We start from the raw sequence: 13,747 nt of genomic DNA, 5'->3' as shown, positions 1-13,747 counted from the left end.
CCCCCGCGCCGCGTCCTCCCACCGGTTGCGCCCGGCAGCCGATTCTTCCATTTTCGGTCCACCATGAGCAGCGGACCGATCAGCCAGTTCCTCACCCACCACTATCGGCACTTCAATGCGGCGGCGTTGGTCGATGCCGCGCGCGCGTACCGCGCCCACGTCGAGGGCGGCGGCCGCATGCTGGCCTGCCTCGCCGGCGCGATGAGCACCGCCGAGCTCGGATTGTCGCTGGCCGAGATGATCCGCCAGGACAAGGTGCACGCCATTTCCTGCACCGGCGCGAACCTCGAGGAGGATCTGTTCAACCTCGTCGCGCACGACCACTACGTGCGCATTCCGAACTACCGCGAGCTCTCGCCGCGGGAGGAGCAGGCGCTGCTCGACCGCCAGCTCAACCGCGTCACCGACACCTGCATCCCCGAGGAAGAGGCGATGCGGCATCTCGAGCACAACCTGGCGCAGGAGTGGCACGCCGCCGACCGCGCCGGCGAGCGCTGGCTGCCGCACGAGTTCTTCTACAAGCTCATCCGCAGCGGCCGCCTGGCGCCGTCCTATCAGATCGATCCCAAGCACAGTTGGCTGCTCGCCGCCTGCGAGAAGGACCTGCCGCTGTTCGTGCCGGGCTGGGAGGACTCGACCCTCGGCAACATCTTCGCCGCCCACTGCATCGCCGGGAAGATCCGGCGCGTGGAGGTGTTGCGCTCCGGCGTCGAGTACATGATCGCGCTGTCGCGGTGGTACCAGGCGAACGCCGCCGTGGGCGGCGGCATCGGCTTCTTCCAGATCGGCGGCGGCATCGCCGGCGACTTCCCGATCTGTGTGGTCCCGATGATGGAGCAGGACCTGCGGATGGAGGGCATCCGCAAGTGGGCCTACTTCTGCCAGATCAGCGATTCGACCACGAGCTACGGGTCGTATTCCGGCGCGGTGCCGAACGAGAAGATCACCTGGGGCAAGCTCGGCCTCGAGACGCCGAAGTTCGTCATCGAGTCCGACGCCACCATCGTCGCGCCGCTGCTGTTCGCCTACGTGCTCGGCTGGTGACGGGCCGCCGGGGCGCGGCCGGTCCGTCGCCGCGCCGGCGCGCGACCCGCGCTCACGGGCCGACGGCGGCGAAGAAGTCGCCGAAGACGTTGGCCGGCTCCGCATCCTGCCCGGACAGGAACTGATCGAGCGGCGCGCCGATCGGCGAGTTGGCGGCGACCAGCCAGGGAATGGCGCGCGCGGCGCGCAGCGCCGCGGTGAGGGCGTCGTCGTCGTCGGGCTCGCCCCGCGACTGGCGCTCGAGCCGATCGAGCGCCAGCAGTCCGGCGGTGGCGAGCAACGACAGCTTCTCCGCCGGCGCGGCGAGCTCGGCGACCAGCGCCTGGTTGGGGACGTCGCGGGCGAGGTCGTCGGCGGTGGCGGCGAGCTCGGCGAACAGGGCGCGCAGCGCCGCGGCGTCCGCCGCCGAGCGCGAGGCGAGGAAGGCGGCCATGCGCGCCGCCAGGCGCGGCGACTCCTGCACGTGGCCGATCAGCGGGTGGCTGTGGAACTGTTCGGCGATGCGGGCCACGATCCGGCCGCCGGCGTGGCTGCCGGCGACGACGTCGAGCGCGGCGTCGAGCGCCGCGTCCGGATCGTACCGCCCGCCCTCGGCGAAGAAGCGACCGGCGGTGTACAGCGCCAGCTTGCTCGCTTCCGGCTGCAGCATGAGGTTGAGCAGCACCCCGTCCGCGACGCGCGCGATGCCGGCCTCGCGATCGCGGTACGGCGAGAGGAAGAGCTCGCGGCTGAGGATGACGTCGTTCACCGGGAAGTTGTCCCAGATCACCACCGGGCGCCCGGCGAAGGCGCGATAGGCGGCGGTGTCGGCGACGGTGAGCCGGCTGAAGACGCGCGGTCCGGTCCAGAGGATCGCCACCTCGCGCGGGATCGCCGCGTAAGCGGCGTAGGTCGCCGACGCCGGCGCCGCGAACGTGCCGTCGAACGGCGAGCGGTCGGCGCGCAGCTCGGCGGCGGTGCCGGCGTAGTAGTGGGAGATGAAGCAGAGGTCGGCGTCGCGCCCGCGAGCACTCAGGAAGGCGAGGGTATCGGTGACCAGCGCGACCTGTACCGCCGGCTCGGCGGCGCGGCCCCCCGGCGCGAGGTCGTCGAAGAAGAGACAGAAGTGGCGCACGCCGACGTCCAGCAGCGTCGCCAGCTTGTCCTGCACGGCGGCCTGGTCGCCGGCGTCGGGATCGAACTGCGCGCCCGGCGAGAGCGCGAACACGAAGCGCAGGCCGAGATCGCGCGCCGTGCTCGCCAGCTCGCGGAAGTGCGCCATCCACTCCGCTGGATAGGGATCGCGCCAGCGCGCCCGATGGTACGGGTCGGTCTTCGGCGCGTAGACGTAGGTGTCGAGCCCTGCCCGGGGCAGGAAGCGCAGCAGGTCGAGCCGCTGCTCGAAGGAGTACAGCGGCCCGTAGAAGCCCTCGATCGCGCCGCGCATTGGCTGCGGGCGATCGCCCGAGTCGCCGCCGCAGCCGACGACCAGCAGCGCGAGCAGGGCCGCGACCAGGCGCATGACCCCAGATCCCACACGCCACGGCGAAGAGCCAACCCCCATCCCGTCGCGCCGGATCCGGGCGCGACGGGGCCGCGGCGCGCGAGCGGGCAGCGATGAATGGGGCGCACCGCCAGCGCGGGTTTCCAACCGGCCCGCGGTGCGCTACGACGCGCACACGGCGGCACATCGCACGGGGTGTCGAGCGGGCGGGGGCGCGTCCGTTGCCGGGCGTGGGCTGTCGTTCGGGGGGTGCACATGACGGTTGCGAATCGACTGTGGCTGGTGCTGCTGCTGGGCGTCGCGTCGTCGGCGTCGGCGCGCAGCAGCAGTTGCCTGACCGACGCCTGGACGCTCGAGGACCAGCGCGCCCTCGCCGCCCTGCGCGCCGCCACCGAGACGGCGTGTCCGTGCGCCACCTTCAGCCGCCGCGGCGCCTATCAGCGCTGCGCCCGCGCCGCGATCGACGACGCCATCGCCGCCGGCAGCCTGCGCGCCGACTGCCGCGACACGGCGCGCGACATCGCCAAGGGCGCGACCTGCGGCAGCACCAGGTCCACCTGCGGCCGCGTCCGCCGCGCGGACGACCGCGCCACCTGCACGCTGAGCCGCGCCGCGGCGTGCACCGATACCGGTCGCTTCGCGCGCACGGCCTGCGCGGCGCAGACGCACTGCGCCGACGTCGTCGACTGGACCGCCGGCACCTGTCTCGACCCGCGTCGCTCCGGTCCGTACGTCCCCGGCTACCGCGTCATCGAGTACACCAAGGATTCGGCGGCGAGCCCGGGCACGCCGCGGGTGCTGAACACCAGCATCTGGTATCCCGCGCCGTCCGGCAGCGGACCGATCGTCGCCGCCACCGGCGGCGTCGCCGACGCGCCGCTCGCTGCCAGTGGCGGCCCGTACCCGCTGGTGCTGTTCTCGCACGGCTCCTGCGGCACGCCGCTGCAGAGCCGGTTCCTCACCCCGCTGCTGGCGTCGTGGGGCTTCGTCGTCGTCGCGCCGCCGCACCCCGGCAACACGATCTACGACTTTCCCAACTGCAACACGCCGGCGGCGCTCGGCGCGGCGCTCGTCGAGCGGCCGCAGGACGTGGTCTTCGTGCTCGATCAGGTGCTGGCCGCGGCCGCCGATCCGCTGTCGCCGCTGTTCGGCGCCATCGACCCGACCCGCATCGCCATGACCGGCCACTCCTTCGGCGGCCTCACCACCTATCTCGTCACCGCCATCGAGCCGCGCATCGACGTCGCCGTCGCGATGGCGCCCGCGTCGTTCTACAACTCCGTCCTGCCGGTGCCGTCGCTCACCATGCTGGGCACCATCGACAGCGTGATCAGCAACCCCGGCGCCCGCGCCGCCTACGATCGCTCGGCCAGCCCGAAACTGCTGGTCGAGATCGAGCACACCGGCCACTACGCCTTCTCCGACGTCTGTCTCTCGACCTCCGACTGCAACCCGCCGGCGACCCTGACCTCCGCCGAAGCGCATGCCGACGTGCTGCGCTGGGTTCTGCCGTTCCTCCAGACGCACCTGGCCGGCGACCAGCGCTGGTCGCCGTTGCTCGGCCCGCCGTCGCAGCCGGGGTTCGTGTACGCGTCGCAATAGCCGTCGCCGCGGGTCCGACCACCGCCCGATCACAGGTTCGGCGCCAGGGGAACGCGCGGGGTGCCGCCGCCGCCGCGCGTCGCGGCGCTGTTGTTGGTCACCCGCGCCAGGTGGTCGCGGATGATCTGCAGGTCGAGCCAGTCCGGCGGATACGACCCCTCCTTGTTCCAGCGGATCTCGCTGTTGCCGAGCTCGGCGAGCAGGGTGAGGCCGTCGCCGCCGCGGTCGACCAGGTAGATGCCGTAGTCCTGCGCGGCGCGCGCCAGGATCAGGCCGCGCGGCGACAGCCCGAGGCGGGTGATGTCGACGCTTGCCGGGATCGCCAGCAGCGCCCCCATCGGCAGCGTGCCGCCGTAATCGGCGTCGCGATCGAAGGCGGCCGCCGGCCAGGCGTAGGCGTGCGCCAGCAGGCGCGGCGGCGCCAGCGCCGCGAGCGCGTGCGGGATGCGGCCGCCGGCGATCTCGCCCGTGCGGATCAAGCCGGCGAACGAGGGCAACATGCTGGCGCGGCGGCCGTTCCACCAGCCGGTGCCGTCGCCGCGCGCGTCGATCCAGCTCCCCATCGTGCTCACCACCGCGCGGTTCGAGGTGACGACCGCGGCGTAGACGTCGAGCACCCAGCCGTCCGGCTGCACCACGGCCATCAGGCCGTCGGTGTCGGGCGACGGACACGCGCCGTCCGGCAGGTGGAAGCTGCCGCGCCAGTCCTGGCTGGCGCGGTGGTAGCTGGTCGGCAACACCTGCGAGCCGTTGCTGGTGACGACGGTGGTCGAATAGTAGTTGCCGTCGCTCGGCGGCCAGGTGCCGGCGGCGGCCGCCAGCAGCGACGACTCGACGTTCGCGGGGTTGCGGCACGTCAGTCCGCCGCCGCTGAGAAACGCCCAACTCGAGGTCGGGCCCCAGTTGAGGGTGAAGCGGGCCGTGGCGACGGGATCGGCGGCGGACGCGACGATCACCGCCGACGTCCAGCGATCGTCGTAGTTGATGCCGATCGGCAGTTGCGCCAGCGCCGGCACCGCCGCGTACTGGGCCGCGCTGCCGATCGGGTAGTTCCACGGCGAGGTGCGGTCGAACGGCCAGACGCGCCAGTCGCGCGCGGGCGGCGTCGGGGTGGACGTCGGCGTCGGCGTCGGGGTGAAGGTCCGCGTCGGCGTGCGCGTCGCGGTGCCGGCGGCCGGCGTGGGCGTGCGCGCCTCCGCATCGCAGTCGCCGAAGGCGAGGGCGAGGAAGTCCTGCCCGCTCACCGGGGGAACCAGCGGGGAGAAGGCGATCGCGCCGGGGGCGCAGGCGGGGACCGTCTGCGGCGCGGTCACCAGTTGATTGGGCATCGCCGCGGGCGCGGGGATGAAGGCCCAGTCGGAGCCGCACTGCTCGGCGATCGGCAGGTGGGCGCGGCGACCGGCCAGGAGCTGCAGGATGCGGGCGGCGTCGAGCGCCGTGACGCGGCCGTCGCCGGTGACGTCGGTGACGAGGAGTTGCTGCGGGGTGAGCGCCCGCGCCCCGACCGCTGCCCGCAGCGCGCAGCCGACGTCCGCCGCGGTGACCGCCGCGGCGAGCCCGCCGTTCTTCGCCGCCGTCAGTCGCCAGTTGCCGCTGCCCGGGTCGGCGAACGCATAGCCGCCGTCGCCGCCGGTGGTGATGCTCGCCTGGCCGGAGCCCGACAGCGCCATCACCACGCCGCCGACGCCGGCGGCGCCGTCGTAGGCGCGCACCGTGCCCATGACGCTGCCGTTTGCTGCCGCGGCGCGGTCGCCGGCCAGGCTGCCGACGAGGACGAGCAGCGCGCTGAGAGCGCATGGTCCTCTCCTGCGCACCCTCCTCGCCACCTGCCGCTCTGCCCGCGCCGCCACGTGTCTCGCCCTCATCGATGCGACGGAGCATATGCGATGCCAGTCGGCGCGCGGCGAGCGGCGCCGCCGCGCGCCCGCGCCGCCGCTCGCCGTCGGGTGTCGAGCGTTGACGACGCGATGCCGATCGTCGTCCGGGCGACGCTGAACGCCGCGATCAGCCGCGCTGATGGGGACGGCCGGGAGCGCCGCCCGCATGCGGGGAAGTCCCAATATCGCGCTCGGCGGTCGGCGCGCTAAGCGTCGCGGCGCCATCGGCCCCGATCACGCCGCCGCCAAGGAGGGACATCCGCCATGACGAGACGCAGCCGCCGCATCGCTCGGCCGCACCGCGCCCCTCGCCTGATGACACACGTCGCGCCCCGCCGCCCGGCGGCGCCGGCGCCGGCGAGGAACAATCCGCACGCCTTCGCCTCGCTGTCGATCCGCGATCTGCTCGACGCGCGCGACGCCTACCACGTGCATCTCGCGCACAAGGAGAACGTGATCGCGACCGCCATCGGCCGCTATCGGTTCGCGCCGCACGATCCCGGCGCCCACGACCCCGGGGCGCCGTATCGCCGCGGTCGATCGCAGCCGCGCACCCTGGCCAATAGCGCCGTCACCAGCCTGTCGCCGCCGTGCGTGATGGTGTTCGTGCGCCAGTGGCTGGCGCCGGAGGAGTTCGCGCGCAAGGCCGACGAGATGATCCCGCCACGGCTGTACCTTCCCGACGGCCGGGTGGTGCCGACCTGCGTCATCTACGCCGAACGCGCCGAGCGGGTGGTGACGCCGGCGACCCCGCGCTTCCCGGTCAGCGCCCTCGGCGGTGGCTACCCGGTGCTCGCCGACGTGCAGGGCCAGACGCACGTCGGCTCGATCGGCTGCCTGGTCGGCAGCGGCGACGCGCTCTACGCGCTCACCGACCGCCACGTCGTCGGCGACGAGGGGCGGATGCTCTACACGCTGGTGCAGGGCGAGCGCGAGACGGTCGGCATCAGCGACCGCCGCCAGCTCGGCAAGCTGCCGTTCGAGGACGCCTTCCCGGGATGGACCGCTCGCCGCACCAGCGCCACGGTCGACGCCGGCCTGATCCGCATCGCCGACGCGCGGCGCTGGACGTCGCAGGTCTACGGCATCGGCGAGCTGGGCGAGATGATGGACCTGCACGCCGGCAATCTGTCGCTCGATCTCATCGGCCGTTCGGTGCGCGCCTACGGCGCCGCGTCGGGGCTGATGCTGGGCGAGGTGCAGGGCTTCTTCTACCGCTACCGCTCGGTGGGTGGCGTCGACTACGTCGCGGATCTCCTGATCGGCCCGCGCGCCCATGGCGGCGGGCGGCTGGCGCGGCACGGCAACTCCGGCGCCCTGTGGCTGGTCGAGCCCGACCCGTCGCGGCCCGGCCCGCGCCCCGACGCGCACCTGCCGCGACCGCTCGGCCTGCACTGGGGCGGCCAGATCCTGACCGCGCCGGGCAGCGAGGAGGAGACCGAGTTCGCGCTCGCCACCCTGGTCAGCACCGTCTGCCGCGAGCTCGACGTCGAGATCGTCCGCGATCTCAACGTCGGCCTGCCGGAGACCTGGGGCAAGCTCGGCCACTACAAGATCGGCGCCGCCGCCTGCGCCGCGGTCACCGATCCGAAGCTGCGCAAGTTCCTCGACAAGAACCTCGACCGGATCTCGTTCAGCGACGCCGACCTCGCCGACCTGGACAGCGCCCTGCGGCGCAGCCAGTTCGTCGCCCTGGCCGACGTGCCGGACATCGTCTGGAAGGGCGCCGAAGCCAAGCGCGGCCGCGAGAGCCCGAACCACTTCGCCGACATGGACCAGCCGTCGGACGCCTTCGCCGGCAAGACCCTGCTCGAGGTGTGCACCAGCCCGGCCAAGCTCGACGTCGCCCTGTGGAGCAGGTTCTACGAGTCGCTCGACGTCGACCGTGGCCACCGCGGCCTGCTGCCGTTCCGCGTCTGGCAGCTCTACGACGTCATGGAGGCGGCGGCACGCGCCAAGGACGTGCCGCGTTTCCTGTGCGCCGCCGGCGTGCTCGCGCACTACGTCGGCGACGCCTGCCAACCGCTGCACACCTCGTACCTGCACGACGGCGATCCCGACAGCGGCGAAGGGAAGGGCGTCCACTCCGCCTACGAGACGCGGATGGTCGACACCTTTGCCGACGAGATCATCGCCGGCGTCAACACGGCGCTGGCGTCGCGTCCGCTGATCGACCTCGACGGCGGCCGCGCCGCCGGGTACGCGACGGTGCAGCTCATGCGCCGCTCGCTGAAGAGCCTGCCGCCGGAGAAGCTGATCGCCACCTACGTCGCCAACCGCGGCCGCGGCCAGGTGCGGGCGCTGTTCGCCGCGCACGGGGCCAGGACCATCGAGCGCATGGCCGACGGCGCCGCGCTCCTCGCCTCCATCTGGCAGGCGGCGTGGATCAACGGCGGCGGCAGCGGCATCGCCACGAGCAAGCTCACCGCCGTCGACAAGAAGACCCTGCGGGCCCTGTACGCCGACCGCGCCTTCGCGCCTTCGGTGTACCTGCACATGCTGGAGACCAAGAACGGGCAGCTCACGGTCCTCGATTCGTGATCGTGCGGCGGCAGGGCGAGCGATGACCAGATCGCCATGCCGGGTGACAGCCGATCTCTCCTCCGGGCTCGCCGTCTCCGAGCCTGGTGGCGAAGGTCATTCCGTCTCATCGAGGCTGGCCGGCGCGCGCCCGCTCGAGGAACGCGAGCATCCACTCGACGTCGAGGACGAAGCCGAGGGTCGCCAGGTCCAGCGTTGAATCGACGCGCAGGGGGCCGTCGAGCGCGTGTTCGCGGAACAGCGGCAGCGCCGCGGCGCGGCGCAACGACAGGCCCGCGCGCTCGGCGTCGTGGAGCAGCGACCGGCGCACGGCGGCGGCGCCCACCGGCTCGTTCGCGCCCGCGCTGCGTGGCGGCGTGGGGCTCCCGGCCGTCGCCGCCGCCGGGTCGGCGCGCCACAGCGTGGCCGGCGCCGGCCGGCCGTCGAGCGGCAGGGCCGCGAGGGCGGGATCGAGCGCCTCGAGCACCGCGGCGGCGAGCCGCAACCGAAGCTTGTCCCGCGGCGCGGCGCGGCGGGCGAACGCGAGCACGCGCGGGTCGAAGAAGGGCGACAGGTCGATCCGCCACATCGAGGTGCGACTCAGCTCGGTGCCGATCCACCCCGCCATCCGCTGGCACAGGTAGAGCTCGTCGAGGGCGTCGTGCCAGGGGAGCCCGGTGGCCGCCAGCCAGGCGTAGGTCTCCTCGTGCAGGGATGCCTCGACCGGGGCGCGGTACGCGGCGGCGAGCACCTGGGGCGACGCCGGCTTGCCGCCGCGCAGCTCGCCCGATCGCACCAGCGGGGCGACGCGCTCGCGGGTCACGGCACCGTCGGTCGGCGCGCCCCTCCCGTAGTAGTGGCCGCGCAGGAATTCGCCGTTCTGTCCGTTCATGCGCGGCGTGTTCGGCAGCCTCGACTCGACCCACTCGAGGATCGCGGTGGCGAACGGATTGGCGCAGTAGCCGCGCTGGCGCGCCGCCGTGCTGGCGGCGGCGAGCGCCCGCTGGCGGGGAAACGCGTCGACGGCGACGAAGGTCGGCGCGAATCCAACCAGCGCCGCCAGGCGGCGCACGATGGCCGCGTTCTCCTGCCCCGGCGTTTCGATGCAGAGCACCTGCAGCGCCGCCCGCCGCCCTCGCGGCAGCGCCGCCAGCGCGAGGCGGCTGTCGAGCCCGCCGGAGAGCGAGAGACCGAGGCGCGGATGGGCCGCCGCGAACGTCTCCAGGGCGGCGCGCAGCGCGTCGGCGCCGGCGTCGACCGCCTGCGCGAAGCTCGTGAACGCGGGCTGGCGCGGCGGGCGATCGGCCCAGACCGCGACGCGCAGCGTGCCGGCCGAGAGCGTGCAGCGCTCGCGCGCCTGCAGTCGTCGCACCCCCGACACGGGGGTGCGCGCGCCCGGGTACAGGCTCAGGTAGGCGTAGGCCGCGAGCGACTCGAGGTCGAGGCCGTCGTCGCGCAGCGCGCCCAGCGCCAGGCACGACGAGCTGCACGCCGCGAAGCCCGTCCCGGCGGTGACGAAGAGGTGCATGAGACCGCAGGTGTCGGTCGCCGCCTCGAGCGGCGCGGTGGGCCCGGCGCGGAACAGCGCCGCGAACGGCGGCGTGTAGTCGGCGAGGGCCGCCGCGCCGGTGGCGCGCACGTCGGCGAGCAGCGCCGGCCCCTCGCAGGCGCGCGCTCGGCGCCAGTTGGTGCCGCCGATGCCGACGCTGTGGGCGAAGGCGCCGTCCTCGGCGACGCACCCGGGGGCCGGCTCGCCGGCCTCGAGCACCAGCAGATCCGTCTCGGCGTGGAGCGCGCGTGGCGCCGCGTCGCAGAGCAACTCCAGGGCGCGGCCGGCGCGCCGCGCCAGCTCCGCCCGCGCCGCGGCGTCGAGCCGCGGCGCGAACGACAGGGCGACGATGGCGCGGTGCGGCAGGCGACCGTGCGGACGGTCCGTCGCCGCGCCGCGCCGCTCTGCGTCGCCTGTCGTCTCCGCGCATCCCATGAGCACTCGGGCCCACGTGCCGGATTGCCTTGACTGGCGACCGCGAGACTTGCAAGCAGTCGCACACCAAGAGCTCCGAGGTCCTGGTGATCGAATGCGACACGAGGGCGCTCGTTGACTGGCTGGTCGACGGCGCGCGCTCGGCTCCAGACACCGAGCGCGTCGTCAGCGAGCTGTGCGATCGGCTCCTCGCGTGCGGCATTCCGCTCGCGCGGGTCGGGCTGTTCGTGCTCACCCTGCATCCGCAGATCACCGGCCAGCGGTTTCTCTGGCGGCCGGGGGCGGCGGTGGACGTGAACAGCGCCCCGCTCGCGGCCTTCCGGTCCGCCGACTTCCGCCACAGCCCGGTGCGCCGGGTCATCGACACCGACGCGCCGCTGCGCCGGCGGCTCGCCGCGGCGGATTTCCCCATGGATTTCGCCATGATTCGCGACCTGCGGGAGCAGGGAGCGACGGACTACCTCGCCGTGCCGCTGCGCTTCACGGACGGCGCGATCCACGCCGCGACGTTCGCCACCGACGATCCCGGCGGCTTCACCGACGCCCACCTCGCCGCCCTGCACGCCGTCGCCGCCCCCCTGGCGCGGGTGGCCGAGATCCACACCCTCCGGCGCACCGCCGGCACGCTGCTCGACACCTACGTCGGCCGGCAGGGCGCGCCGCGCATCCTCGCCGGGAAGATCCGGCGCGGCGACGCCGACGCCATCCGGGCGGCGATCTGGCTCTCCGACATGCGCGGCTTCACCGGCCTCGCCGACCGGCTGGCGCCGGCGACGCTGCTCGGTCTGCTGAATCGCTACTTCGACTGCCAGGTGCCGTCGATCCTCGCCCACGGCGGCGACGTGCTGAAGTTCATGGGCGACGGCCTGCTGGCGATCTTCTCGGTCGCCCCCGACGGCGGGGACGTGGAGGCGGTCTGCGCCGCGGCGCTCGCCGCGGCGCGCGAGGCGCGCGCCGCCGTCGCCGCCGCCTTCGCCGGGGCCGGACCCGCGGGCCTCGCCGGCGTGCGCTTCGGCCTCGCCCTCCACGTCGGCGAGGTGCTCTACGGCAACATCGGCAGCGCCAACCGGCTCGACTTCACCTGCATCGGGCCGGCGGTGAATCTGGCCGCCAGGATCGAGAAGCTGACCGCGGCGCTCGGGCGCACGATCCTGGCGTCGGAGGCATTCGCGCGCCACTGCCCGGCGGCGTTCGCGCCGGTGGGGGAGTTCCAGCTCGCCGGCTTCGACGCCGCGCGCGCGGTGTTCGGCTTGGACGACGAGCGCCCGCCGCCGTCGCAGGAGGGGGAGCGATGAGTCTGCTCACGTTCGACAACCCGGTGTTCGGCTACTACGCCATCGCCGCCGCCCTGATGATCGTGAAGATGATGTCGCAGGGCTGGATCACGGTCTTCCGCATGATCCGGGTCAACGGCGGCTTCCGCTATCCGGAGGACGCACGCAGGTCGCTGACCAATCCATCCCCGGACCCCGCGCAGTTGCTGCCCAACGAATGGGTCGAGCGCTCGCGGCGCATGCACGGCAACGACGTCGAGAACATTCCGCTCTTTCTCGTCGCCGGGCTCCTCTACGTCTGCACCGGCCCGCGCCCCGGACTGGCCCTGGCGCTGTTCACGCTCTACGTGCTGACGCGCCTCGGCCACTTCTACGTCGTCCTCACCGCGCGCTCGCACGAGGCCCGTGCCGCCCTCTGGACCATCGGCTCGCTGGTCGTCTACGCCATGGCCGGCAGCGTTCTCTGGCACGCGCTGCGCGCCTGACGGGCGGCGGCCTCAGTGGGCGAGCGGCTCGTCGAGGCGGAAGTAGATCGCGCGCTCGACGCCGCACATGGCGCAGGCGACCGCGGCGACGCGCAGGCGAACGCCGTCGATCACCTCGGCCCGGTGCGCCGCGAGCCGCGGCGGCCCGCCGCACAGCGGACACGCTCGGGCGAGGGCGCGAATCTCGACCACGGCGACCGAATCGACGGCGATCGGCCGCTCCGGCGACCCGCCCTCGTCCAGACTCGCCAGCGCCTCGATCTCCCGCGCCAGCCGCCGCCGCGTCTGTTCACGCTGCCGCCGCTCCGCGCGCTGCCGCCGCCGTCCCGCCATCGCCCGACGATGCGGCAGCCCGCCGGCGCAGGCAAGCCGGCGCCGCGCCAGCCCGGCGGCGCATCGCCGTGCCCGTCGAGCGCCGCCGATTTCCATCGCGCCGACCGGCGCCACCGTGGTAGGAGACCGGCATGGCGCGGGCGCTTCTCATCGGCGCGGTGCTCCTGACGCTGGCCGGCGTCGCGGCGGCCCGGGTCATCACCCTCTGGAGTTGCATCGGCGACTGCGACGGCGATGGACGGGTGCGAATCGCGGAGCTGATCGCGGCGGTGAGCGTGGCCGCGGGCGAGGCGCCGCTGGCCGCGTGCCCGTCGATCGCCTGCGACGGCGGCGCCCGCGTCGCCATCGCCTGCCTGATCGCCGCGGTCAATGCCGCGATGCGCGATCGCTGCGGACCGCCACCCGACGGGCGCGAGCCGTGCGGATCGGTGCTCTGCCCCCTCGGCGAGCGCTGCTGCAACCGACTGTACAGCCTCTGCGCGCCGCCGGACCGGTACTGCATCCAATAGCCTTCCCGGCGCGCCCGGTGCGGCATCCGGCCGGCCCAGCCGGATGCCGACCCGCGCCGCCGAGGTCGCGTCCACACCGAGAGCTCTTGGACGGCGCCGAGTTGGGCCGGCGGCCGCGGGGCACCGCTGGCTATCACCGCTCCGCGTCCACCGGCACGAGGATCGGCGCGTCCTTCGCCTTCAGCAACACGACGACGAACCTGGCTGGCTTGGTGTGGCTGGCGTTGCGCCCGATCAGGTGAACGTCCTTCGGGCCTTCGTAGAACGTCTGCCCTGGGCCGAGCGTGACCGGCGGCTGGCCCTGCAACTGCATGACGATCTCGCCTTCGAGTACGTAGACGAACGCATCGGCGTCGTGCCGGTGAACGGCGTCCTGCGAGCCCGGCGGATACGTCACCTCGACCATGCGCCCTTCCCTGCCCGGGTAGTCCGCGAGATCGACCGCGAACAGGTCCCTCACTTGCGCGGTCTCGGCCGCCGCGACCGCGGCCGGCAACAGAGCCGCGATCAGGCAGGCGAGAAGTCCCATCCGGAGCTCGTCGATCGTGCGAATCGGGTTGGTCATGAGCGGTCTCCTCTGGCGGCGGTCGGTGATCGCCGAGCCGCGCCCGTTGTCGGCCGGCTTCCGCCCGCCAC

The 13,747-nt window shown here is 73.6% G+C and carries 11 protein-coding genes; 6 read left to right on the top strand and 5 right to left on the bottom strand.

Annotated elements, in window-relative coordinates:
* Nucleotides 1-63: 63 nt before the first annotated feature.
* Nucleotides 64-1,044, top strand: coding sequence for a deoxyhypusine synthase family protein (locus KF840_04100; protein ID MBX3024073.1), 981 nt, complete (start codon nucleotides 64-66; stop codon nucleotides 1,042-1,044).
* Between the two features lie 52 nt (nucleotides 1,045-1,096).
* Here the strand turns inward: KF840_04100 and KF840_04095 are convergent, their stop codons facing one another.
* Nucleotides 1,097-2,545, bottom strand: coding sequence for a beta-N-acetylglucosaminidase domain-containing protein (locus tag KF840_04095; protein ID MBX3024072.1), 1,449 nt, complete (start codon nucleotides 2,543-2,545; stop codon nucleotides 1,097-1,099).
* A gap of 237 nt (nucleotides 2,546-2,782) precedes the next feature.
* Between KF840_04095 and KF840_04090 the strand changes: the two genes are divergently transcribed.
* The gene (locus tag KF840_04090; GenBank protein ID MBX3024071.1) at nucleotides 2,783-4,129 is read left to right on the top strand and encodes an alpha/beta hydrolase; all 1,347 of its coding nucleotides are present in this window, start codon (nucleotides 2,783-2,785) and stop codon (nucleotides 4,127-4,129) included.
* A 29-nt stretch (nucleotides 4,130-4,158) separates the two neighbouring features.
* On the opposite strand, the gene KF840_04085 is transcribed toward KF840_04090, so the two are convergent.
* Entirely contained in the window at nucleotides 4,159-5,994 is a 1,836-nt protein-coding gene (locus tag KF840_04085) for a hypothetical protein (GenBank protein ID MBX3024070.1), read from the bottom strand.
* A 276-nt stretch (nucleotides 5,995-6,270) separates the two neighbouring features.
* Between KF840_04085 and KF840_04080 the strand changes: the two genes are divergently transcribed.
* Nucleotides 6,271-8,547, top strand: a complete 2,277-nt coding sequence (locus tag KF840_04080; protein MBX3024069.1) for a hypothetical protein — start codon at nucleotides 6,271-6,273, stop codon at nucleotides 8,545-8,547.
* 106 nt (nucleotides 8,548-8,653) lie between these two features.
* Here KF840_04080 and KF840_04075 read toward each other — a convergent pair whose 3' ends face one another.
* Nucleotides 8,654-10,510 (bottom strand): hypothetical protein, encoded by a 1,857-nt coding sequence (locus tag KF840_04075; protein MBX3024068.1) that lies wholly within the window; start codon nucleotides 10,508-10,510, stop codon nucleotides 8,654-8,656.
* Between the two features lie 86 nt (nucleotides 10,511-10,596).
* Here KF840_04075 and KF840_04070 point away from each other — a divergent pair, with 86 nt between their 5' ends.
* Nucleotides 10,597-11,805 carry an adenylate/guanylate cyclase domain-containing protein gene (locus KF840_04070; GenBank protein ID MBX3024067.1) on the top strand — a complete coding sequence of 403 codons (1,209 nt, stop codon included), beginning with the start codon at nucleotides 10,597-10,599 and terminating at the stop codon, nucleotides 11,803-11,805.
* Nucleotides 11,802-12,269: an MAPEG family protein gene (locus KF840_04065; GenBank protein ID MBX3024066.1), complete on the top strand. Its 468-nt coding sequence runs from the start codon at nucleotides 11,802-11,804 to the stop codon at nucleotides 12,267-12,269. Before KF840_04070 ends, KF840_04065 begins: the two co-directional genes overlap by 4 nt.
* A 12-nt stretch (nucleotides 12,270-12,281) precedes the next feature.
* On the opposite strand, the gene KF840_04060 is transcribed toward KF840_04065, so the two are convergent.
* Nucleotides 12,282-12,602 (bottom strand): hypothetical protein, encoded by a 321-nt coding sequence (locus KF840_04060; GenBank protein MBX3024065.1) that lies wholly within the window; start codon nucleotides 12,600-12,602, stop codon nucleotides 12,282-12,284.
* A 131-nt stretch (nucleotides 12,603-12,733) separates the two neighbouring features.
* Here KF840_04060 and KF840_04055 point away from each other — a divergent pair, with 131 nt between their 5' ends.
* Complete coding sequence (locus KF840_04055) at nucleotides 12,734-13,111, top strand: hypothetical protein (GenBank protein ID MBX3024064.1); 378 nt, start codon at nucleotides 12,734-12,736, stop codon at nucleotides 13,109-13,111.
* A gap of 133 nt (nucleotides 13,112-13,244) precedes the next feature.
* On the opposite strand, the gene KF840_04050 is transcribed toward KF840_04055, so the two are convergent.
* The gene (locus tag KF840_04050) at nucleotides 13,245-13,640 is read right to left on the bottom strand and encodes a cupin domain-containing protein (protein ID MBX3024063.1); all 396 of its coding nucleotides are present in this window, start codon (nucleotides 13,638-13,640) and stop codon (nucleotides 13,245-13,247) included.
* Nucleotides 13,641-13,747: the final 107 nt, after the last annotated feature.

The organism is bacterium (assembly GCA_019637795.1).
In the GTDB taxonomy this organism is placed as follows: Bacteria; Desulfobacterota; Binatia; order HRBIN30; family CADEER01; genus JAHBUY01.
The sequence above is the reverse complement of the archived record's forward strand: the minus strand, read 5'-3'. Positions and strand labels throughout refer to the sequence as shown.